Genomic DNA, 21,369 nt, shown 5'->3' with positions numbered 1-21,369 from the left:
CTCGAATCGCCGTCGGCTCGAAGGCCTTCGGTGGGGGGCCGGGTTGATAATCGACCGTGAGCGTCGTCGCCTGAGTGGAAAGAGAAAATATTAGCGATACACAAACTGTAACAAATTGACTAGATAGTGCGCGTTTAGCCATGATGGCGTCGCCTTTTCGATAGGGATTGACGCGTACGGGATGTGCCAAAGCCAATGGGAATAAAAAAAGGCTGGTAAATACCCTTTAGGAATTAGCTTTTGGGCCAATGCCGTTATATCCGGTTCGATGAGCCGCCGGCAGGGACTCAATATTCGACGTTAGACCTTGGTCGTAGACATACATGGTTACGATTGACTTGGTAGTCACGGTCTGGCGCTAATCGCGCATCTGTGGATCCAGGGCTTTCGACCCAAGACCAAAGAACACAAAAATTAGAAAACGAGAGGAGCGAAACATGAATAAGTCCACCTTAGCCCTGGCTGTGGCCGTGGGGGTTTTGGCGCAGCAGGCAGGCGCAGCGGGTTTCCTGGAAGACAGCAAGGCTTCCGTCAGTTCCCGGACCATGTATTACGACGCCGATGTCCGTGAAGGCGACAATAGAGCTGCAAACCGTCAGCGAGAAACCGCTGAAGGTCTCAAGTTCGATTACCTGTCCGGGTTCACCCAGGGTACCGTTGGTTTCGGTATCGACGCCCAGGCACTGGTCGGCATCCACCTGGATGGCGGCAGGGGACATCACCCGCTCGGTAACAGCAACTCCTTCTTCCCGAGCGACGGCGACAGGTCCGCCGACGAGTGGAGTCGTCTGGATGGTAACGTCAAGGCGCGCTTCTCGAAGACCGAGGCCCACTTGGGTGGCGCTCTGGCACCTAACTTGCCGATCCTGATCGCGAACGACAGCCGTGTGCTGCCGCAGACCTTTGACGGTGGCACCATCACCTCGAAGGAAATTGACAATGTGACCTTCAACTTGGGTCAACTGGAGCACGCGTCGGGTCGCGCCTCCTCCAACAGAACTGGCCTGGCAGTGGCTGGCGGTGCTCAGGACAGCAACCAGTTCCGTTACGCCGGTGCTGACTGGAAAGTCACCAAAGACCTCACGCTGCAGTACTACTACGCGAACCTGGAAGACTACTACAAGCAGCACTTCCTCGGTCTGGTGCACGTCTACCCGATCGCCCCGAACCAGTCGTTCAAGACTGATATTCGTTATTTCGACAGCAGCTCCGATGGCAAGAACGGCGACGTCGGCTACCGCTTCAACAACAACAATGGCTACGCCAAGAATATAGGCGAGGTCGATAACAAGACCTGGAGCGCGACGTTCACCTACACCCTGGGTGGCAGCGCGTTCCTGCTTGGTCATCAGCGTGTCAGCGATGACGGCGGCTTTGTCTTCTTGAACCAGGGCAGCCTGATCGATAGCAAAGGTCGTCAAGAAGGTGCCGGTGGCGCCAGCTTCTACTCGTTCACCGATGCCACCGTGGGCAGCTTCATCCGTGCCGGTGAAAACACCACGTACGGTCAGTACTCCTATGACTTCGCCTCACTGGGCGTGCCAGGTTTGAAAGCTTCGATTGCTTACCTGGATGGCCGAGACATCAAGGCAACCAACGGCGTGGGTAAAGACCTGAATGAGCACGAGACCGACGCGCGTATCGACTACGTGATTCAAACGGGTGCACTCAAAGGGTTTGGTACGACTCTGCGTCACGGTACTTACAGCGGTAATACCAGCACCGCTGACCAAGACCAGACCCGTCTGATCTTCAACTACACCTACAGCTTCCTGTAATAACCCTCAAAAAAGAGCCTCGCCTGTTGGCGAGGCTTTTTTTTTGTGTTTTTTTATATTCCAAAAAAATAGCTTCAGTTGATTATTTATTCTTTTTTGTTTTTTGCCCGAGTCTATAAAATGAATTCATCAGGTACTCATTGGCAGCAACACGAGTATCGGATTCAGCATCCCCCGATTTTGAAGATCAAGGAATTGGTTCATGAGCCGATACCTTGTGTCCCGGCATGGATATATATGCCTAGATGGCATTAAAAAATACCGCAATAAGTCTTTTGGTTTGTCATGTCGGTAAAAAACAAGGGGGGCTGACCACCCGGCGCTCATTGCGCATCTTTGGATCCGGGCACTCGACCAGGACCAGGAACCCAGAATTAGAAATGAGAGGAGCGAAACAATGAACAAGTCCACCTTGGCCCTGGCTGTGGCCGTAGGGGTTTTGGCGCAGCAGGCAGGCGCCGCCGGTTTCATCGAAGACAGCAAGGCTACATTGGGGCTGCGCAACTTCTACATCAACACTGATAACCGTGATTCGGCAGCTAGAACTGCTTCCAATGTTCAGAGCAAAAACGAAGAGTGGGGCCAAGGCTTCGATCTGCGTTTCACCTCGGGCTACACCCAAGGCACCGTTGGCTTTGGTATTGATGCCATCGGCCTGCTGGGCGTCCGTCTGGATTCGGGTGGCGGCACCAACGGCGCAACTCCTACCTCTTACGGCGGCACTGTTTTCCCAAGTGAGTCCAACGGCAAAGCGGTTGATAACTTCTCCAGCCTGGGCCTGACTGCCAAAGCCAAGATTTCCCAGACCGAATTGAAGTTGGGTACCCTGCAGCCAAAACTGCCGGTGATCGTGACCAACGACGGTCGTCTGCTGCCGCAAACCTTCCAGGGCGGTCAGATCACCTCGAACGAGATCAAAGACCTGACACTGGTTGGCGGTCAGATCGAGCACGCCAAGGGGCGTAACTCCAGCAACAACGAAGAGTTGTCGATCGCTGGTGCGAACACGCGCGGTGCTGGCTTCCGTGACAGCAACAAGTTCATCTACGGTGGCGGTGACTACAAAATCACCAAAGACCTGACTGCCCAGTACTACTACGGCAACCTGGAAGACTTCTACAAGCAACACTTCCTGGGCCTGGTTCACAACTGGTCGATCGGTCCTGGTGTGTTGAAGTCTGACTTGCGTTACTTCAACAGCTCCGATGACGGTGCCAACGGTCACGACTCGGCTTATTTCAGCACCGGTAACTACGAGGGCTTCCGTTCCGGTCGCGGTAAAGTCGACAACAACCTGTACAGCGGCCTGTTCCTGTACTCCGTTGCCGGTCACACCTTCGGCGGCGGTTATCAGGTCAGCAATGGCAGCAGCGACTTCCCTTGGCTGAACCAGGGTGACGGCTCGTCGGCTTACCTGACCACCGACAGCCAGATCGCCAAGTTCGCCCGTGCCGGCGAACGTACCTGGCAAGCTCGCTACTCGTATGACTTCGCCAAGGTTGGCCTGCCAGGTGCTACTGCCGGCATCGTTTACCTGCGTGGCGACAACATTGACACCGTGGGCACCAATGGTCGCGAGAACGGTTCTGGCCGTTCCGAGTGGGAACGCGACCTGACCCTGGCGTACGTAGTACAATCAGGTCCGCTGAAAAACCTGGGCCTCACCTGGAAAAACGCCATGTGGCGCAACGACGTTCCGGGTCAGCGCGACCAGGACGAAAACCGTCTGATCGTCAGTTACTCGATCCCGCTGTTGTAATAGCGCTCGCGTAACCGACGAAAAAAAGCCCCGCCCGGCATCACGCCGGGCGGGGCTTTTGCGTTTTCAAGGCGGGCTCACCCCCGTAAACCCTCCTTGAAGTTCCCTTTTTGCAACAACTCAAGGCCTTCTCGAACCTTGGGATCGATGTTCGTCCCGATGGCGGATCAGGTCCAGTGAACAGATCTTTAATATTTCTTTATGATCTAAATAAATTGATATTTATTCTTTTTAATTAAATAGGAACGCAGGCACAGTTGAGCTCAACAAGCACTCACCAGGAGCAGCACCATGAGTCTCAGACTTGGCGATATCGCCCCCGATTTCGAACAGGATTCCAGCGCCGGCACCCTCCGTTTCCACGAATGGCTGGGCGATAGCTGGGGCGTGCTGTTTTCCCATCCGGCGGACTTTACGCCGGTGTGCACCACCGAGCTGGGCTTCACCGCCAGGCTCAAGGATGAATTTGCCCAGCGCGGCGTCAAAGCCATTGCTCTGTCCGTGGACCCGGTGGACTCGCATCACAAGTGGATCGAGGACATCAACGAAACCCAGAACGCCATCGTCAACTTCCCGATTCTCGCCGATGCGGACCGTAAAGTGTCCGACCTTTACGACCTGATCCACCCGAATGCCAACGACACCTTGACCGTGCGCTCGTTGTTCGTGATCGATCCGAACAAGAAGATTCGGCTGACCATCACTTACCCGGCGAGTACCGGCCGTAACTTCAATGAGATTCTGCGGGTAATCGATTCGCTGCAGCTCACCGACAACTACAAGGTGGCCACCCCGGCCAATTGGCAGGACGGTGATGAGGTGGTGATCGTGCCGTCGCTCAAGGACGAAGATGAAATCCAGCGACGTTTTCCCAAGGGTTACCGCGCGGTGAAACCGTACCTGCGCCTGACGCCGCAGCCGAATCGTTAACGTCAAAAGATCGTTCCCACGCAGAGCGTGGGAGCGATCATGTCTACCAAAGCAGGGGATTTTCAGGCCGTTTCGACGGCCTGTTTTTTTGTCCGGAAAAAGACAAACAGCATATTCACTTAAGATATAACCAAATGAATAAATATGATTTATAGATATATAAATCACCTGTTAAGGTCATTCCATCGACGCGAGATCGCAAGCTGCGAATCGCCAACACCGCTCAAGGAATTGTCTGAATGCTGGTCGTCTCACTCGGTGGCAGCCCCAGCCCACGCTCCCGTTCCGGGGTGTTGCTGGAGCGCTCCAAACGCTGGTTGCAAGAGCAAGGTGTGGAAGTGGTGAGTTACCAGGTACGGGACTTCCCGGCTGAAGATTTACTGCATGCCCGCTTCGACAGCCCGAAGGTGATCGATCTGTTGCAACAGATTGATAACGCCGACGGCCTGCTCATCGCCACACCGGTTTACAAAGCGTCGTTCTCCGGCGCGTTGAAGACCGTACTTGATTTGCTGCCCGAGCGCGCCCTGGCCCACAAAGTGGTTCTGCCAATGGCGACCGGCGGCAGCATCGCCCACATGCTGGCGGTGGATTACGCGCTCAAGCCGGTGTTGTCGGCGCTGAAGGCGCAGGAAATGCTCCACGGGATTTTCGCCGTAGACAGTCAGATTGCTTACGGCGAAGGCAGTGCCCAGGCGCAGTTGGCCCCCGAGCTTGCGCAACGGTTGAACGAATCGCTGGAGCTGTTCTACAGCGCCATGGCTCGCCGGCCCAAGCCGCTCGATCCGAACCTGTTGAACGAACGTTTGTTGAGTGCTCGCTGGAGCATTTAAGCCAGCCCTCAAGCAACATCTGAATTTGAAGTACTCACCTTACTGGCCCGCCAACGGGCAAGCAGGTGCAGCCAAAACCCAACTGCAAAAAAGGAGAGCGCCATGCGCCCTGTCATTTTGCGTCGTGGTCTGGTCGCTCTGTTTGCTGCGGCTGTGTCCTTCGGCGTCATTACTCAAGCCCAAGCCGAGACTTTGCGAATCGGCTATCAGAAATACGGCACCCTGGTGCTGCTCAAAGCCAAAGGCACTCTGGAAAAACGCCTCGCCGCCCAAGGCGTGGACGTGCAATGGACGGAATTCCCAGGCGGCCCGCAACTGCTTGAAGGCCTGAACGTCGGCTCCATCGACTTCGGCGTCACCGGCGAAACGCCTCCGGTTTTCGCTCAGGCCGCGGGCGCCGATCTGCTCTACGTCGCTTATGAACCGCCAGCGCCCCACAGCGAAGCGATCCTGGTGCCGAAGGGCTCACCGATCAAATCGGTGCAGGAACTCAAGGGCAAGAAAGTCGTGCTCAACAAAGGCTCCAACGTGCACTACCTGCTGGTGCGTGCGCTGGAAGACGCCGGCCTCAAATACACCGACATCCAGACCGTGTTCCTGCCACCCGCCGATGCCCGCGCCGCATTCGAGCGCGGCAGTGTCGATGCCTGGGTGATCTGGGACCCGTACCAGGCTGCCGCCGAACAGCAACTGCAAGCGCGCACCTTGCGCGATGGCAAAGGCATCGTCGACAACCATCAGTTCTATCTGGCGACCAAGCCTTACGCGCAGAAAAATCCTCAAGTGATCAAAACCCTGGTGGAAGAAGTGCGCGCGGTCGGTGAATGGTCCCGGGCCAATCCCGAGGACGTAACCCGACAGGTTTCGCCACTGCTCGGCCTGCCGGCGGACATCACCCTGACTTCGGTGAAGCGCCAGGGTTACGGCGCGCTGTTCCTGACCCCTGAGGTGGTCGCCGCCCAACAGAAAATCGCCGACAGCTTCTACCAGCTCAAGCTGATTCCCAAGCCCTTGAGTATCAAGGACGTGATCTGGACGCCACCGGCAGCCGTCGCCAAAGCGCCGTAATTCGATTCCCCAAGGAGACCACTCCATGAGCCTCAATATCTTCTGGTTCCTGCCTACCCACGGCGACGGCCATTACCTTGGTACCGCCGAAGGCGCTCGCGCCGTCGACCACGGTTACTTGCAACAAGTCGCGCAAGCGGCGGATCGTCTGGGTTTCGGCGGGGTGCTGATTCCCACCGGTCGCTCCTGCGAAGATTCGTGGCTGGTGGCAGCCTCCCTGATCCCGGTGACCCAGCGTTTGAAATTCCTCGTCGCCCTGCGCCCCGGGATCATTTCCCCGACGGTAGCGGCGCGTCAGGCCGCGACCCTGGATCGTCTGTCCGGCGGCCGTGCGCTGTTCAACCTGGTCACCGGTGGTGATCCGGAAGAACTGGCCGGCGACGGTCTGTTCCTCAGTCACGAAGAGCGCTATCAGGCCTCGGTGGAATTCACCCGCATCTGGCGCCGGGTACTGGAAGGCGAAACCGTTGATTACGACGGTCAGCACATCAGCGTGAAGGGCGCCAAGTTGCTCTATCCGCCGATCCAGCAACCGCGTCCGCCGCTGTATTTCGGCGGCTCGTCGGAAGCGGCGCAGGATCTGGCGGCAGAGCAGGTCGAAATGGTCCTGACTTGGGGCGAGCCGCCGGCCGCCGTTGCCGAGAAAATCGCACAGGTTCGCGCCAAAGCCGCGAAGCTCGGCCGCACCGTGCGATTCGGTATTCGCCTGCATGTGATCGTTCGCGAAACCAATGCCGAGGCGTGGCAAGCGGCGGATCGACTGATCTCTCATCTGGACGATGACACCATTGCCCGCGCCCAGGCTTCTCTGGCGCGTTTCGATTCGGTCGGCCAGCAACGGATGGCCGCTTTGCATGGCGGCAGTCGCGACAACCTGGAAGTCAGTCCCAACCTCTGGGCCGGTGTCGGTCTGGTGCGCGGCGGGGCCGGTACGGCGCTGGTCGGCGATGGTCCGACCGTGGCCGCTCGGGTGAAGGAATACGCCGATCTGGGCATCGATACGTTCATCTTCTCCGGTTATCCACACCTGGAAGAATCCTATCGGGTGGCCGAGTTGCTGTTCCCGCACCTGGACATCGAGCGCCCGGAGCTGCCGAAAAGCGCCGGTTACGTCAGCCCGTTCGGCGAGATGGTGGCCAACGACATTCTTCCCAAAGCCGCGTCCCAGAGCTGAGGCGTGGCCATGAAGAAAACTATCCACAGCCTCGCACCCTGGGTGTTGCCGATTCTGTTGCTGGCGGTATGGCAGTTGTCGGTGTCGGCGGGCTGGTTGTCGACGCGGATTCTGCCGGCGCCAATCGCGGTGATCGAAGCCGGTGTGAGCCTGTTCCGCAGCGGTGAAATCTGGACTCACCTGGCTATCAGCGGCTGGCGCGCGGCACTCGGGTTCGCCATCGGCGGCGGCATTGGCCTGGCGCTGGGCTTTATCACCGGCCTGTCGAAGTGGGGCGAGCGCCTGCTCGACAGTTCGGTGCAGATGATCCGCAACGTACCGCACCTGGCGCTGATTCCGCTGGTGATCCTGTGGTTCGGCATCGATGAGTCGGCGAAGATTTTCCTGGTGGCGTTGGGCACGTTGTTCCCGATCTACCTCAACACTTACCACGGCATCCGCAACGTCGATCCGGCGCTGGTGGAAATGTCCCGCAGTTATGGCCTGTCCGGTTTCAGCCTATTCCGTCAGGTGATCCTGCCCGGTGCGCTGCCTTCGATTCTGGTCGGTGTGCGTTTTGCCCTGGGCTTCATGTGGCTGACCCTGATCGTCGCCGAAACCATCTCCGCCAACGCCGGCATCGGCTACCTGGCGATGAATGCCCGGGAGTTCTTGCAGACCGACGTGGTGGTGCTGGCGATTCTGTTGTATGCCGTGCTCGGCAAACTCGCTGATCTCGCGGCCCGTGGGCTCGAGCGTGTGTGGCTGCGCTGGCATCCGGCCTATCAGGTTGCCAAGGGAGGTGCCGCATGACGGCTCAACAACCTCCACGCCTGCTGCGCGGAATTCCGCTGGCAGTGCGCAAGCTGCAAAAGATCTTCGGTTCGCGGCAGGTGCTGCGTGAAATCGACCTGCACATTCCGGCCGGGCAGTTTGTGGCGGTGGTCGGGCGTAGCGGTTGCGGCAAAAGCACCTTGCTGCGCTTGCTCGCTGGTCTCGACAAACCCACGGCTGGCGAATTGTTTGCTGGCTCCGCGCCGCTGAGTGACGCCCGGGAAGACACCCGGCTGATGTTCCAGGAAGCGCGGCTGCTGCCGTGGAAAAAGGTCATCGACAACGTCGGTCTCGGGCTCAAGGGCAACTGGCGGCCGCAAGCGCTGGACGCGTTGGAGTCGGTCGGCCTGGCGGACCGCGCCCACGAATGGCCGGCGGCGCTGTCCGGTGGCCAGAAGCAACGCGTGGCCTTGGCCCGCGCGCTGATCCATCAACCGCGCCTGCTGTTGCTCGACGAACCGCTGGGCGCACTGGATGCCCTGACCCGTATTGAAATGCAGCAACTGATTGAACGGCTCTGGCAGACGCACGGTTTCACCGTGTTGCTGGTGACCCACGACGTCAGTGAGGCGGTGGCGATTGCCGATCGGGTGATTCTGATTGAAGAGGGCGAAGTCGGCCTCGACCTGGCAGTGGAATTGCCGCGCCCTCGGGTTCGCGGTTCCCATCGGCTAGCGGCGCTGGAAACCGAAGTGCTTAACCGCGTGCTGTCGGTACCCGGCCAACCGCCGGAACCGGAACCTGTTTCACCCTTGCCCACGCAATTGCGCTGGGCTCAATAACTTAAAGATTCATCAACGACAGGAATCAACATCATGACTATCAAAGCCATCAACGTTCGTAACCAGTTCAAAGGCTCGATCAAGGAAATCGTGCTCGGCGACGTCCTCTCGGAAATCGATGTGCAGACTGCCTCCGGCATCGTCACTTCGGTGATTACCACTCGTTCGGTGAAAGAGCTGGAACTGGTGGTCGGCAGCGAAGTGATCGCGTTTGTGAAATCCACCGAGGTGTCGATCGCCAAGTTGTAAGTGCGTGCGCCAACAACAACCCCGGAGGGTGTGAGCCCTTCGGGGTTTTTTATGCGTGCAGTTGTAGTGATGCTGTATTCGAAGGCTGCGATCTTTTAAAGCGTTGCGCGCTTGGCCAGGTACGGCGGCAGGTACAGGCCCAGATAAGCATCAAACACCCGCATCCCTTCTTCAGCCATGCGCGGCGTGATCTGCCCATGTTGCTGCACCGAGCGTGCATACACTCGATCCCCCAGCTCCATGGCCAGGGCAAACACATCGACGTCTGTCGGCAGTTTCGGCAGTTCGAAGTGGTGGTCGAACAGTTTGTGCATCAGGTCGCCGAGTTCGATGTCGTGCTGGCGGTCAGCCTGGGTGACTTCGGTCAGGCCGTGCTGGGCGAGGATCAACTGGCGGGCGGCGGCGTCTTCGTCGTAGATGTCGAGCATGCGTTGTTCCACCAGTCGCGACAAATCGCGCCAGCCGTTGAGGGCGTGGTGGTCGATGGGCGCTTGCAGGCAAGCACGGAACGCGGCGTGGACGTCGGCGGTCAGGGCTTCGAGCAGGGCCGGGACGCTGGCGAAAAAGTGGTAGACGGAGGAGGGCGGGATCTCTGCGCGTTCGGCGACACTGTAGATCGACAGGCTGGCCACGCCCTCGGCGGCCAGCAGCGTGCGGGCGGCATCGAGTATCGAATCGATCCGGGCCTGGCTGCGTGCGCGGGGTTTGCGTGGGGTGGCGAGTCGGGTCATTGAAGTCTCCTGCAGGGCAGCGGGCATTGTACGCAGAGCGCAGAGATGATCCATACCCCGTGGTGAGGGGGCTTGCCCCCGTTGGAGTGCGCAGCAGTCCCCAATCCAGCTAACGCGGTATCCCTGATACAACGAGATTGCCTGTTCTGGGGCTGCTACGCAGCCCTACGGGGGCAAGCCCCCTCGCCACAATGTTTAGTGGTTGGCCATAAAAAAAACGCCGCAGGCTGTAAAGCCGGCGGCGTTGTTTTTACGGCAACCGTTTACACGGTATGCAGGTACCAGTTGTATTCGAGGTCGGAGATGGAGTGTTCGAACTCCTCCAGCTCGCTCTCTTTACAGGCGACGAAGATATCGATGTATTTCGGATCGATGTACTTGGCCATGACTTCGCTGTCGTCCAGCTCGCGCAGTGCATCGCGCAGGTTGTTCGGCAGGCTTTGCTCGTTCTGCTCGTAGCTGTTGCCTTCCACGGGCGCGCCCGGCTCGATCTTGTTGACCAGACCGTGGTGCACACCGGCCAGGACCGAGGCCATCAGCAGGTACGGGTTGGCATCGGCGCCCGCCACACGGTGTTCGATGCGCACGGCATCGGAGGAGCCGGTCGGTACGCGAATCGCCACGGTGCGGTTGTCCAGGCCCCAGCACGGCGAGTTCGGCACGTAGAACTGCGCGCCGAAACGACGGTAGGAGTTGACGTTCGGGCAGAGGAAAGCCATCTGCGCAGGCAGGGTCTCGAGCACACCGCCGATCGCGTGACGCAGTGCGGCGTTCTGCTCGGGATCCTCGCTGGCAAAAATGTTTTTGCCATCTTTATCAAGAATCGAGATGTGGACGTGCAGACCATTACCCGCCTGGCCTGGATAAGGCTTGGCCATGAAGGTGGTGTCCATCTCATGGTCGTAGGCGATGTTTTTGATCAGACGCTTGAGCAGGACCGCGTAGTCGCAGGCCTTGATCGGGTCGGCCACGTGGTGCAGGTTCACTTCGAACTGCGCCGGGGCACTTTCCTTGACGATTGCATCGGCAGGGATGCCTTGCTCTTTCGCACCTTCCAGAATGTCCTGGAGGCAGTCGACGTATTCGTCGAGATCGTCGATCAGGTAGACCTGGGTCGAATGCGGGCGTTTGCCGGAGATCGGCGAGCGTGGCGGTTGCGGGCGACCGTTCACGTTTTCCTGGTCGATCAGGTAGAACTCCAGTTCGAACGCGGCGCAGATGGTCAGCCCCATCTCATCGAACTTGGTCACCACTTGACGCAGGACTTCGCGCGGGTCGGCGAAGAAAGGTTCACCTTCGAGTTCGTGCATGGTCATTAACAGTTGCGCAGTCGGGCGCTTCTGCCAGGGCTCATTGCACAGGGTGTCGGGGATTGGATAGCAGATTCGGTCAGCATCGCCGATGTCCAGGCCCAGGCCGGTGCTTTCCACCGTCGAGCCATTGATATCCAGAGCAAATAGAGAGGCCGGCAGGTTGATGCCTTTCTCGTAAACCTTGTGGAGGCTGGTGCGTTCGATGCGCTTGCCGCGCACCACACCATTCATATCCGCAATCAGAAGGTCAACGTACAGAACCTCAGGATGTTCCTTAAGGAACGCGTTCGCTTCGTTAAGCTGAACGGCACGCGGGGGTACCGACATGATGCAACACCTTTGTTGTTAAAAATATCAATCATTGATCTTTTCAGATTCCAGTCAACCCGAACGGCATGCCGAAGTCAAGCGAGGCCTTTTTTGCCCTAAAAAAGCGCTCGCAAGGCTTTTTTGAGGCACTTTGGGGCGTATTTTTGTCTTCTGACGTCTTGGCGCCCGCGGGCTTGAGCGGGCCGTGTTGTATTTTTTACGGGGGTGTTGTGTAAAAAAATGAACAAGGCTAAGCTCGATTCAAACCCATAACAGCAATAATACCGGGGTGCTTCATGTCTCGCCTGCCGTTAATCGGCGTCACCGCCTGCTCAAAGCAGATCGGTCTGCATGCTTATCACATCAGTGGCGACAAATACGTACGCGCCGTGGCATCAGCTGCCAAAGGCCTGCCGTTGATTCTTCCATCCCTGGCAGATCGACTGGCGCCGTCCGATATTCTGGACGCTCTGGACGGCATTCTGTTTACAGGCTCTCCTTCTAATATAGAACCGTTTCACTACAACGGCCCGGCCAGCGCGCCAGGCACTGCTCATGATTCTGCACGCGATGCCACCACTCTCCCGCTGATCCGCGCCGCTGTCGAGGCTGGCGTTCCCGTGCTCGGTATTTGTCGCGGCTTCCAGGAAATGAATGTGGCGTTCGGTGGCAGCCTGCATCAGAAGGTCCACGAGGCCGGTCCCTTCATGGACCACCGTGAAGACGACAGCCTGCCGCTCGAAGGGCAGTACGCCCCCAGTCACCCGGTGCACGTCCAGCCGGGTGGTGTACTTGCGGGGCTGGGTCTGGCGAGCGACATTCAAGTCAACTCGATTCATGGTCAGGGCGTCGAGCGGCTGGCGCCGGGCCTTCGTGTGGAAGCTGTGGCGCCCGATGGGCTGATCGAAGCGGTCTCTGTGATCGAAGGCAAGGCTTTTGCTTTAGGCGTGCAATGGCATCCCGAATGGCAGGTAAGCTTGAATCCTGACTACCTTGCGATTTTCCAGGCATTTGGCGATGCCTGCCGCAAGCGCGCATTACAACGCGACGCCGATGCGTCAAACAACGCCTGACTTATAAAAGTCAGGAAACTCAAGCCTAAGAGGCATTTATGAGTAACAACCTCGACCAGCTCACCGATTGGTTGAAAGACCACAAGATCACAGAAGTCGAATGCATGATTGGCGACCTGACCGGCATCACCCGGGGCAAGATCTCGCCGACCAATAAGTTCATCGCCGAAAAAGGCATGCGCCTGCCCGAAAGCGTTCTGTTACAGACCGTGACCGGCGACTATGTCGAAGACGACATCTATTACGAACTGCTCGACCCGGCCGACATCGACATGGTCTGCCGCCCCGACCAGAACGCCGTGTTCCTAGTGCCCTGGGCCATCGAACCCACCGCCATCGTGATCCACGACACCTACGACAAGCAGGGCAACCCGATCGAGCTGTCGCCGCGCAACGTGCTCAAGAAGGTACTGAAGCTCTACGCCGACCACGGCTGGCAGCCGATCGTGGCGCCGGAGATGGAGTTCTACCTCACCAAGCGCAGCGATGACCCGGACTACCCGTTGCAACCGCCGATTGGCCGTTCCGGTCGTCCGGAAACCGGTCGCCAGTCGTTCTCCATTGAAGCGGCGAACGAATTCGACCCGTTGTTCGAAGACGTCTACGACTGGTGCGAATTGCAGGAGCTGGACCTCGACACGTTGATCCACGAGGACGGCACTGCGCAGATGGAAATCAACTTCCGTCACGGCGATGCCCTGTCCCTGGCCGACCAGATTCTGGTGTTCAAACGCACCATGCGAGAAGCCGCACTCAAGCACAACGTGGCGGCGACCTTCATGGCCAAGCCCATGACTGGCGAGCCGGGCAGTGCCATGCATTTGCACCAGAGCATCATCGACATCGAGACCGGCAAAAACGTCTTCTCCAATGAAGACGGGACCATGAGCCAGCTGTTCCTCCATCACATCGGCGGTTTGCAGAAATTCATCCCTGAGTTGCTGCCGCTGTTCGCGCCCAACGTCAATTCGTTCCGCCGCTTCCTGCCGGATACCTCGGCACCGGTGAACGTGGAGTGGGGCGAAGAGAACCGCACCGTGGGCCTGCGGGTGCCGGATGCCGGGCCGCAGAACCGTCGGGTGGAAAACCGTCTGCCGGGTGCCGACGCCAACCCTTACCTGGCCATCGCCGCCAGCCTGTTGTGCGGCCTGATCGGCATGCTCGAAGGGCATAACCCGAGTGCCCCGGTGGTGGGGCGTGGTTACGAGCGGCGCAATCTGCGCCTGCCGTTAACCATCGAAGATGCGCTGGATCGCATGGAAAACAGCAAGACCATCGAAAAGTATCTGGGCAAGAAATTCATCACAGGCTACGTCGCGGTCAAGCGGGCCGAGCATGAAAACTTCAAGCGCGTGATCAGTTCGTGGGAGCGGGAGTTCCTGCTCTTCGCCGTCTGATGCGCCGGGCGCGACAAGGGGCGTGATTGCCCTCTGACGTCGCGCCGTCACTGCAATCCAAGGAGAATTCGCATGACCAGCAACAACCCGCAAACCCGTGCATGGCAAACCCTGAGCAATGATCACCACCTGGCCCCGTTCAGCGACTTCAAGCAGCTGAAAGAGAAAGGCCCGCGGATCATCACCAATGCCAAGGGTGTTTACCTCTGGGACAGCGAAGGCAACAAGATCCTCGACGGCATGGCCGGTCTGTGGTGCGTCGCGATCGGCTATGGTCGCGATGAACTGGCCGATGCCGCCGCCAAGCAAATGCGTGAACTGCCTTATTACAACCTGTTCTTCCAGACCGCTCACCCGCCGGTGCTGGAACTGGCCAAGGTCATCGCCGACATCGCGCCTGAAGGCATGAATCATGTGTTCTTCACCGGTTCCGGTTCTGAAGGCAACGACACCATGCTGCGGATGGTTCGCCACTACTGGGCGATCAAGGGCCAGCCGAAGAAGAAAGTCATCATCAGCCGCAAGAACGGCTATCACGGCTCCACCGTGGCCGGCGCGAGCCTGGGTGGCATGACGTACATGCACGAACAGGGCGATTTGCCGATCCCGGGCATCGTCCACATCGCCCAACCGTACTGGTTCGGTGAAGGCGGTGACATGACGCCACAAGAGTTCGGTATCTGGGCGGCCAATCAGCTGGAAGAGAAGATTCTGGAAATCGGCGTCGACAACGTCGGTGCCTTTATTGCCGAGCCGATCCAGGGCGCCGGCGGCGTGATCATTCCGCCAGACAGCTACTGGCCGCGCATCAAGGAAATCCTCGCCAAGTACGACATCCTGTTCGTGGCCGACGAGGTGATCTGCGGTTTCGGTCGTACCGGTGAGTGGTTCGGTACCGATTTCTACGACCTCAAGCCTCACATGATGACCATCGCCAAAGGCCTGACGTCCGGCTACATCCCGATGGGTGGCCTGATCGTGCATGACGATGTGGTCGAGGTGCTCAACGAAGGTGGTGATTTCAACCACGGTTTCACCTATTCCGGGCACCCGGTGGCCGCGGCGGTGGCGCTGGAAAACATCCGCATCCTGCGCGATGAGAAAATTGTCGAGCATGTGCGGGCAGAAACGGCACCTTATTTGCAAAAGCGTCTACGGGAACTGAACGATCATCCGTTGGTGGGGGAAGTGCGTGGGGTCGGTCTGTTGGGGGCTATCGAGCTGGTTCAGGACAAGGCCACTCGCAAACGTTACGAAGGCAAGGGCGTCGGCATGATCTGCCGGCAGTTCTGCTTCGACAACGGCCTGATCATGCGTGCGGTCGGCGACACCATGATCATTGCTCCGCCACTGGTGATTACACCGGCTGAAATCGACGAGTTGGTGACCAAGGCGCGCAAGTGCCTGGACCTGACCCTGAGTGCGTTGCAGGGCTAAGTGCTAGGCTCTGAGCGAGGTGCAATGTCTGCACTTCGCTTAGTGCAAACAAAGGATGGGTCTTTCCTTGAAAGCCTGCCTTGGATCTTGCCAGACTAACGGTTGTTCGGATGCCCTGTAACAGGCTGCTGAGCACGTGGTTAAAAAGAAAAACTGGAGCATTACCCATGAAGGCATTAGGTATGAAGATAACTGGCAAGACCCTCCTCGCCATGTCCCTGATGGGCGTGATGGCGGGCGCCGTTCAGGCCGACGATAAAGTGCTGCACGTGTACAACTGGTCCGATTACATCGCACCGGACACCATCGCGAACTTCGAAAAAGAGTCCGGGATCAAGGTGGTGTACGACGTATTCGACAGCAACGAAACCCTGGAAGCCAAGTTGCTGGCAGGCAAGTCCGGTTACGACGTTGTCGTACCGTCGAACAACTTCCTCGCCAAGCAAATCAAGGCCGGTGTTTACCGGGAGCTGGACAAGTCCAAGCTGTCCAACTACGGCAACCTGAACAAATCACTGCTTAAAGCGGTTTCCGTCAGTGACCCGGACAACAAACACGCCTTCCCTTACATGTGGGGCTCGATCGGGATCGGTTACAACCCCGAGAAGGTCAAGGCAGCACTGGGCGTCGACACGATCGATTCCTGGGACACCCTGCTCAAGCCTGAAAACATTGCCAAGCTCAAAGGCTGCGGTGTGAGCTTCCTGGATTCGCCTACCGAAATGCTGCCGGTCGCCCTGCATTACCTGGGTCTGCCAACCGACAGCCAGAAGAAAGAAGACATCAAGAAAGCCGAGGAACTGTTCCTCAAGATTCGTCCTTCGATCACCTACTTCCACTCGTCCAAGTACATCTCGGACCTGGCCAACGGCAACATCTGCGTAGCCGTCGGCTATTCGGGGGACGTCCAGCAAGCCAAGTCCCGTGCTGCCGAAGCCGGTGACAAGGTGAAAGTCAGCTACGCCATTCCAAAAGAAGGCGCTGGCAGCTTCTACGACATGGTCGCAATCCCCAAGGATGCGGAAAACGTCGAGGGGGCCTACAAGTTCATGAACTACCTGCTGCAACCGAAAGTAATGGCTGACATCACTAACGCCGTGCGTTTCCCTAACGGTAATGCTGAAGCCACCCAGTATGTGAGCAAGGACATCACTTCGGATCCGGGCATCTATCCGACTCCTGAAGTGCAGGCCAAGCTGTATGCGATCGCTGATTTGCCAGCCGCAACCCAGCGTGAACTGACCCGCAGCTGGACCAAGATCAAATCCGGTAAATAAGTAATAAACCTTGTAGCAGCTGCCGAAGGCTGCGTTGAGGTCCGAAGGACCTCCGCTTTTCGACAGCACAACTGCTTCGCAGTTGAACGCAGCCTGCGGCAGCTGCTACAGGATCTTCATAAAGTTTGCTGGAACGGTTTTTCGAGGGTAAGTTGCGCGCCGGTTTTGTTGTCAGGCAGCCATGGCTGTCATGTAACGCGGGGCAACTTGGGCCCAACTAATTTTAGAGGACCTCCACTTGCCTGTTTTTTCTTTTTTGCGCAATGCCCTGCTGGTCGGCGCCGGGCTGACGCTTGCCGTCAGTGCCCAGGCCACCGGCACGGTGCATATTTATAACTGGTCGGACTACATCGGTGAGACCACCCTGGCCGACTTCCAGAAAGAAGCCGGTATCAAGCCGATTTACGACGTATTCGATTCCAACGAAACCCTGGAAGGCAAGTTGCTGGCCGGGCGTACCGGTTACGACGTGGTCGTGCCGTCCAACCACTTCCTTGGCAAGCAAATCAAGGCCGGCGCTTTCCAGAAGCTCGACAAGTCTAAGCTGACCAACTATTCCAACCTCGACCCGGTGTTGCTCAAGCGCCTGGAGCAGAACGATCCGGGTAACCAATATGCCGTGCCGTATCTGTGGGGCACCAACGGCATCGGTTACAACGTCGACAAGATCAAGGCTGTGCTGGGCCTCGACAAGATCGATTCCTGGGATGTGGTGTTCGAGCCGCAGAACCTCAAGAAGCTGCACAGCTGCGGTGTCGCGTTCCTCGACTCCGCCGATGAAATGATGCCTACGGTCCTTAACTACATGGGCCTGAACGCCAACAGCACCAACCCCGAAGACTACAAAAAGGCCGAGGCTAAATTGCTGGCGGTGCGGCCTTATGTGACGTACTTCCACTCATCCAAATACATCGCGGACCTGGCCAACGGCGATATCTGCGTTGCGATCGGTTTTTCCGGCGATATGTTCCAGGCCAAGGCCCGCGCGGCTGAAGCCGGCAAAGGCATGAACATCGCCTACTCGATTCCAAAAGAGGGCGGCGCGCTCTGGTTCGACATGCTGGCGATCCCCAAGGACGCAGCCAACGTCAAGGAAGCGCACGCCTTCATCAACTATTTGCTCAAGCCTGAGGTGATCGCCAAGGTCAGCGATGCCGTGGGCTACGCCAACCCAAACCCTGGGTCGGACAAACTGATGGAACAATCCATACGCACTGACGCGTCGGTTTATCCGCCGCAAGCGGTCCTCGACAAGATGTACGTGTCCATCGAGTTACCGCCGAACATTCAACGTTTGATGACGCGCAGCTGGACCAAGGTCAAGTCGGGCAAATAGCGTCAAACTATCCAGGTTCGCCACATTGAGCGAACTGCAAATTCTGTTGGGAGTTTCGTAAATGGCAGTTGCCTCCGGCGCCTATAAGAAAGCCCTCGAGGGCGACCAATCACCTAAACAGGTGTTGGTCAAAATCGACCGGGTCACCAAAAAGTTCGACGAGACGATTGCCGTGGACGACGTGTCCCTGGAAATCAAGAAAGGCGAAATCTTCGCCTTGCTCGGCGGCTCGGGTTCGGGCAAATCCACCTTGCTGCGGATGCTGGCAGGTTTCGAACGGCCCACGGAGGGGCGCATTTTCCTCGATGGCGTAGACATCACTGACATGCCGCCGTACGAGCGGCCGATCAACATGATGTTCCAGTCCTACGCCTTGTTCCCGCACATGACCGTGGCGCAGAACATCGCTTTCGGCCTCAAGCAGGACAAGATCCCGGCGGCCGAGGTCGATGCCCGCGTGGCCGAGATGCTCAAGCTGGTGCAGATGAGCGAGTACGCCAAGCGCAAACCGCATCAGTTGTCCGGTGGTCAGCGTCAGCGCGTGGCCCTGGCGCGTTCGTTGGCCAAGCGGCCGAAGCTGTTGTTGCTCGACGAACCGATGGGCGCGCTGGACAAGAAGCTGCGTTCGCAAATGCAGCTGGAACTGGTCGAGATCATCGAGCGCGTCGGCGTAACCTGCGTCATGGTGACCCACGACCAGGAAGAGGCCATGACCATGGCCGAGCGCATCGCGATCATGCACCTGGGCTGGATCGCCCAGATCGGCAGCCCGATCGACATCTACGAAACCCCGACCAGCCGCCTGGTCTGCGAATTCATCGGCAACGTCAACATCTTCGAAGGTGAAGTGGTGGACGACGCCGAGGGCCATGCACTGATCACCTGCAAGGATCTGGACCGCAACATTTACGTGGGTCACGGCATCAGCACCTCGGTGCAGGACAAGTCCGTTACCTATGCGATCCGTCCGGAAAAACTGCTGGTGACGGCCGAAATGCCGACCTGCGAACACAACTGGTCCAGCGGCAAGGTGCACGACATCGCCTATCTCGGCGGCCATTCGGTGTTCTATGTCGAACTGCCGAGCGGCAAGCTGGTGCAGTCCTTCGTCGCCAACGCCGAGCGCCGTGGCCAGCGCCCGACTTGGGGTGACCAGGTTTACGTGTGGTGGGAAGACGACAGCGGCGTGGTACTTCGCTCATGAACATGCGCAAACTCAAACGCCGGCTCAATCGAATACTTCCCGGTGGCCGTCAGCTGGTCATCGGGGTTCCGTTCATCTGGCTGTTCATGTTCTTCATGCTGCCGTTCTTCATCGTCCTGAAGATCAGCTTCGCTGAAGCCGACGTGGCCATTCCGCCGTACACCGAGATCTACACCTTCGTTGACCAGAAACTGCAGGTGCTGCTCAACCTGGCCAACTACGCGATGCTGGGCGATGACGAGTTGTACATCGCCGCTTACCTGGGCTCGCTGAAGATGGCGCTGTTCAGCACCATCCTCTGCCTGCTGATCGGCTACCCGATGGCCTATGGCATTGCCACCGCCCGCAAAGAGCTGCAAACGGTGCTGGTGCTGCTGATCATGATGCCGACCTGGACCGCGATCCTGATCCGCGTGTACGCGTGGATGGGCATCCTCAGCAACAACGGGCTGCTCAATGGTTTTCTGATGAGCATGGGCTGGATCGACGAACCGCTGCAGATCCTCAATACCAACCTGGCGGTTTATATCGGGGTGGTTTACTCCTATCTGCCGTTCATGATCCTGCCGCTCTACGCCAACCTGGTGAAACACGATCACAGCCTGCTGGAAGCCGCATCGGACCTGGGTTCGAGCAACTTCAACAGCTTCTGGAAGATCACCGTGCCACTGTCGAAAAACGGCATTATCGCCGGTTGCATGCTGGTGTTCATCCCGGTGGTGGGGGAGTTCGTGATCCCGGAACTGCTCGGCGGTCCGGAAACCCTGATGATCGGTAAAGTGCTCTGGCAAGAGTTCTTCAACAACCGCGACTGGCCGGTGGCGTCTGCCCTGGCGGTGGTGATGCTGGCAATCCTGATTGTGCCGATCATCCTGTTCAACCGTAGTCAGGCCAAGGAAATGGAGGGTAAAGAATGAAGCGCTTCCGTTTCTCGAACCTGATGCTGGTGCTGGGTCTGCTGTTCATCTACGCGCCGATGCTGATCCTGGTGATCTACTCGTTCAACGCCTCGAAACTGGTGACGGTGTGGGGCGGCTGGTCGGTCAAGTGGTACGTCGGCCTGCTCGACAACACGCAACTGATGGGCTCTGTGGTGCGCTCCCTGGAGATCGCCTGCTACACCGCGATTGCCGCGGTGGCGTTGGGCACGCTGGCGGCGTTCGTGCTGACCCGCATCACCCGCTTCAAGGGCCGCACACTGTTTGGTGGGCTGGTCACCGCACCGCTGGTGATGCCGGAAGTGATCACCGGTCTGTCGCTGTTGCTGCTGTTCGTGGCCATGGCGCAGATGATCGGCTGGCCGCAGGAGCGCGGCATCGTCACCATCTGGATCGCCCACACCACATTCTGTGCAGCGTATGTGGCGGTGGTGGTGTCGGCGCGCTTGCGAGAATTGGATTTGTCGATCGAAGAAGCCGCCATGGACCTCGGTGCGCGGCCATGGAAGGTGTTCTTCCTGATCACCATCCCGATGATCGCGCCGTCACTGGCGGCCGGCGGCATGATGTCGTTTGCCTTGTCGCTGGATGATTTGGTGTTGGCGAGCTTCGTGTCCGGGCCAGGGTCGACCACCCTGCCGATGGAAGTGTTCTCGGCGGTGCGCCTGGGGGTGAAGCCTGAGATCAATGCCGTGGCCAGCCTGATTCTGCTGGCGGTGTCGCTGGTGACCTTCCTGGTCTGGTTCTTCAGCCGTCGCGCCGAAGAAAGCCGCAAGCGTGCGATCCAGCAAGCCATCGAGGAAGCCGCTGCCGACTCCTGGAAACAACCGGACGTACGTCGGGCGCAGGCACCGGAAGCGGCGTAGGCTTTGCCCGGTTGGCTACGGAGTCATGGCCAACCGGGATTTAATGTGGGGGCGGGCTTGCTCGCGAAGACGGATTGACATTCAACATCCTTGTTGATTGTG

At 58.3% G+C, this 21,369-nt stretch carries 19 protein-coding genes; 17 read left to right on the top strand and 2 right to left on the bottom strand.

Features of this window, described 5'->3' with window-relative positions; translation table 11 throughout:
- Positions 1-437 precede the first annotated feature (437 nt).
- From ACEN9A_RS28500 to ACEN9A_RS28460, 9 genes are all read left to right on the top strand, one after another.
- Positions 438-1,778: an OprD family porin gene (locus tag ACEN9A_RS28500; protein ID WP_258671552.1), complete on the top strand. Its 1,341-nt coding sequence runs from the start codon at positions 438-440 to the stop codon at positions 1,776-1,778.
- Positions 1,779-2,175: 397 nt separating this feature from the next.
- On the top strand, positions 2,176-3,537 hold the full coding sequence (locus ACEN9A_RS28495; RefSeq protein ID WP_258671550.1) for an OprD family porin: 1,362 nt from the start codon (positions 2,176-2,178) through the stop codon (positions 3,535-3,537).
- 291 nt (positions 3,538-3,828) lie between these two features.
- A complete protein-coding gene (locus ACEN9A_RS28490; protein ID WP_018928623.1) occupies positions 3,829-4,467 on the top strand; it encodes a peroxiredoxin in 639 nt (212 codons plus the stop codon).
- 239 nt (positions 4,468-4,706) lie between these two features.
- Complete coding sequence (gene ssuE, locus ACEN9A_RS28485; RefSeq protein ID WP_018928624.1) at positions 4,707-5,300, top strand: NADPH-dependent FMN reductase; 594 nt, start codon at positions 4,707-4,709, stop codon at positions 5,298-5,300.
- A 102-nt stretch (positions 5,301-5,402) separates the two neighbouring features.
- On the top strand, positions 5,403-6,368 hold the full coding sequence (locus ACEN9A_RS28480; protein ID WP_018928625.1) for a sulfonate ABC transporter substrate-binding protein: 966 nt from the start codon (positions 5,403-5,405) through the stop codon (positions 6,366-6,368).
- A 25-nt stretch (positions 6,369-6,393) separates the two neighbouring features.
- Entirely contained in the window at positions 6,394-7,542 is a 1,149-nt protein-coding gene (gene ssuD, locus ACEN9A_RS28475; RefSeq protein WP_018928626.1) for an FMNH2-dependent alkanesulfonate monooxygenase, read from the top strand.
- Positions 7,543-7,551: 9 nt separating this feature from the next.
- Complete coding sequence (gene ssuC, locus ACEN9A_RS28470; protein ID WP_018928627.1) at positions 7,552-8,334, top strand: aliphatic sulfonate ABC transporter permease SsuC; 783 nt, start codon at positions 7,552-7,554, stop codon at positions 8,332-8,334.
- Positions 8,331-9,137 (top strand): aliphatic sulfonates ABC transporter ATP-binding protein, encoded by an 807-nt coding sequence (ssuB, locus tag ACEN9A_RS28465; protein WP_258671546.1) that lies wholly within the window; start codon positions 8,331-8,333, stop codon positions 9,135-9,137. The genes ssuC and ssuB overlap by 4 nt, the downstream gene beginning before the upstream one ends.
- A gap of 33 nt (positions 9,138-9,170) precedes the next feature.
- Entirely contained in the window at positions 9,171-9,386 is a 216-nt protein-coding gene (locus ACEN9A_RS28460; RefSeq protein ID WP_003229256.1) for a TOBE domain-containing protein, read from the top strand.
- A 95-nt stretch (positions 9,387-9,481) separates the two neighbouring features.
- On the opposite strand, the gene ACEN9A_RS28455 is transcribed toward ACEN9A_RS28460, so the two are convergent.
- A complete protein-coding gene (locus tag ACEN9A_RS28455) occupies positions 9,482-10,117 on the bottom strand; it encodes a TetR/AcrR family transcriptional regulator (RefSeq protein ID WP_258671545.1) in 636 nt (211 codons plus the stop codon).
- A 263-nt stretch (positions 10,118-10,380) separates the two neighbouring features.
- Entirely contained in the window at positions 10,381-11,757 is a 1,377-nt protein-coding gene (locus tag ACEN9A_RS28450; RefSeq protein ID WP_018928630.1) for a glutamine synthetase family protein, read from the bottom strand.
- Positions 11,758-12,035: 278 nt separating this feature from the next.
- Between ACEN9A_RS28450 and ACEN9A_RS28445 the strand changes: the two genes are divergently transcribed.
- The 8 genes from ACEN9A_RS28445 (at position 12,036) to ACEN9A_RS28410 (ending at position 21,267) form a co-directional block, all read left to right on the top strand.
- The gene (locus tag ACEN9A_RS28445; protein WP_064621023.1) at positions 12,036-12,812 is read left to right on the top strand and encodes a gamma-glutamyl-gamma-aminobutyrate hydrolase family protein; all 777 of its coding nucleotides are present in this window, start codon (positions 12,036-12,038) and stop codon (positions 12,810-12,812) included.
- Between the two features lie 38 nt (positions 12,813-12,850).
- The gene (locus ACEN9A_RS28440) at positions 12,851-14,209 is read left to right on the top strand and encodes a glutamine synthetase family protein (protein ID WP_018928632.1); all 1,359 of its coding nucleotides are present in this window, start codon (positions 12,851-12,853) and stop codon (positions 14,207-14,209) included.
- 72 nt (positions 14,210-14,281) lie between these two features.
- Positions 14,282-15,646: an aspartate aminotransferase family protein gene (locus tag ACEN9A_RS28435; protein ID WP_019650174.1), complete on the top strand. Its 1,365-nt coding sequence runs from the start codon at positions 14,282-14,284 to the stop codon at positions 15,644-15,646.
- A gap of 182 nt (positions 15,647-15,828) precedes the next feature.
- The gene (locus ACEN9A_RS28430; RefSeq protein WP_018928634.1) at positions 15,829-16,923 is read left to right on the top strand and encodes a polyamine ABC transporter substrate-binding protein; all 1,095 of its coding nucleotides are present in this window, start codon (positions 15,829-15,831) and stop codon (positions 16,921-16,923) included.
- Between the two features lie 238 nt (positions 16,924-17,161).
- On the top strand, positions 17,162-18,259 hold the full coding sequence (locus ACEN9A_RS28425; RefSeq protein WP_309475223.1) for a polyamine ABC transporter substrate-binding protein: 1,098 nt from the start codon (positions 17,162-17,164) through the stop codon (positions 18,257-18,259).
- Between the two features lie 61 nt (positions 18,260-18,320).
- Positions 18,321-19,463: an ABC transporter ATP-binding protein gene (locus tag ACEN9A_RS28420; RefSeq protein ID WP_105340744.1), complete on the top strand. Its 1,143-nt coding sequence runs from the start codon at positions 18,321-18,323 to the stop codon at positions 19,461-19,463.
- Entirely contained in the window at positions 19,460-20,380 is a 921-nt protein-coding gene (locus ACEN9A_RS28415) for an ABC transporter permease subunit (protein ID WP_018928637.1), read from the top strand. The genes ACEN9A_RS28420 and ACEN9A_RS28415 overlap by 4 nt, the downstream gene beginning before the upstream one ends.
- Positions 20,377-21,267, top strand: coding sequence for an ABC transporter permease subunit (locus ACEN9A_RS28410; RefSeq protein WP_018928638.1), 891 nt, complete (start codon positions 20,377-20,379; stop codon positions 21,265-21,267). The genes ACEN9A_RS28415 and ACEN9A_RS28410 overlap by 4 nt, the downstream gene beginning before the upstream one ends.
- Positions 21,268-21,369 lie beyond the last annotated feature (102 nt).

The sequence above is a fragment of the Pseudomonas sp. Pseusp18 genome (assembly GCF_059506005.1).
Note: the sequence above shows the minus strand (reverse complement) of the source record. Positions and strands in the feature narration are given on the sequence as shown.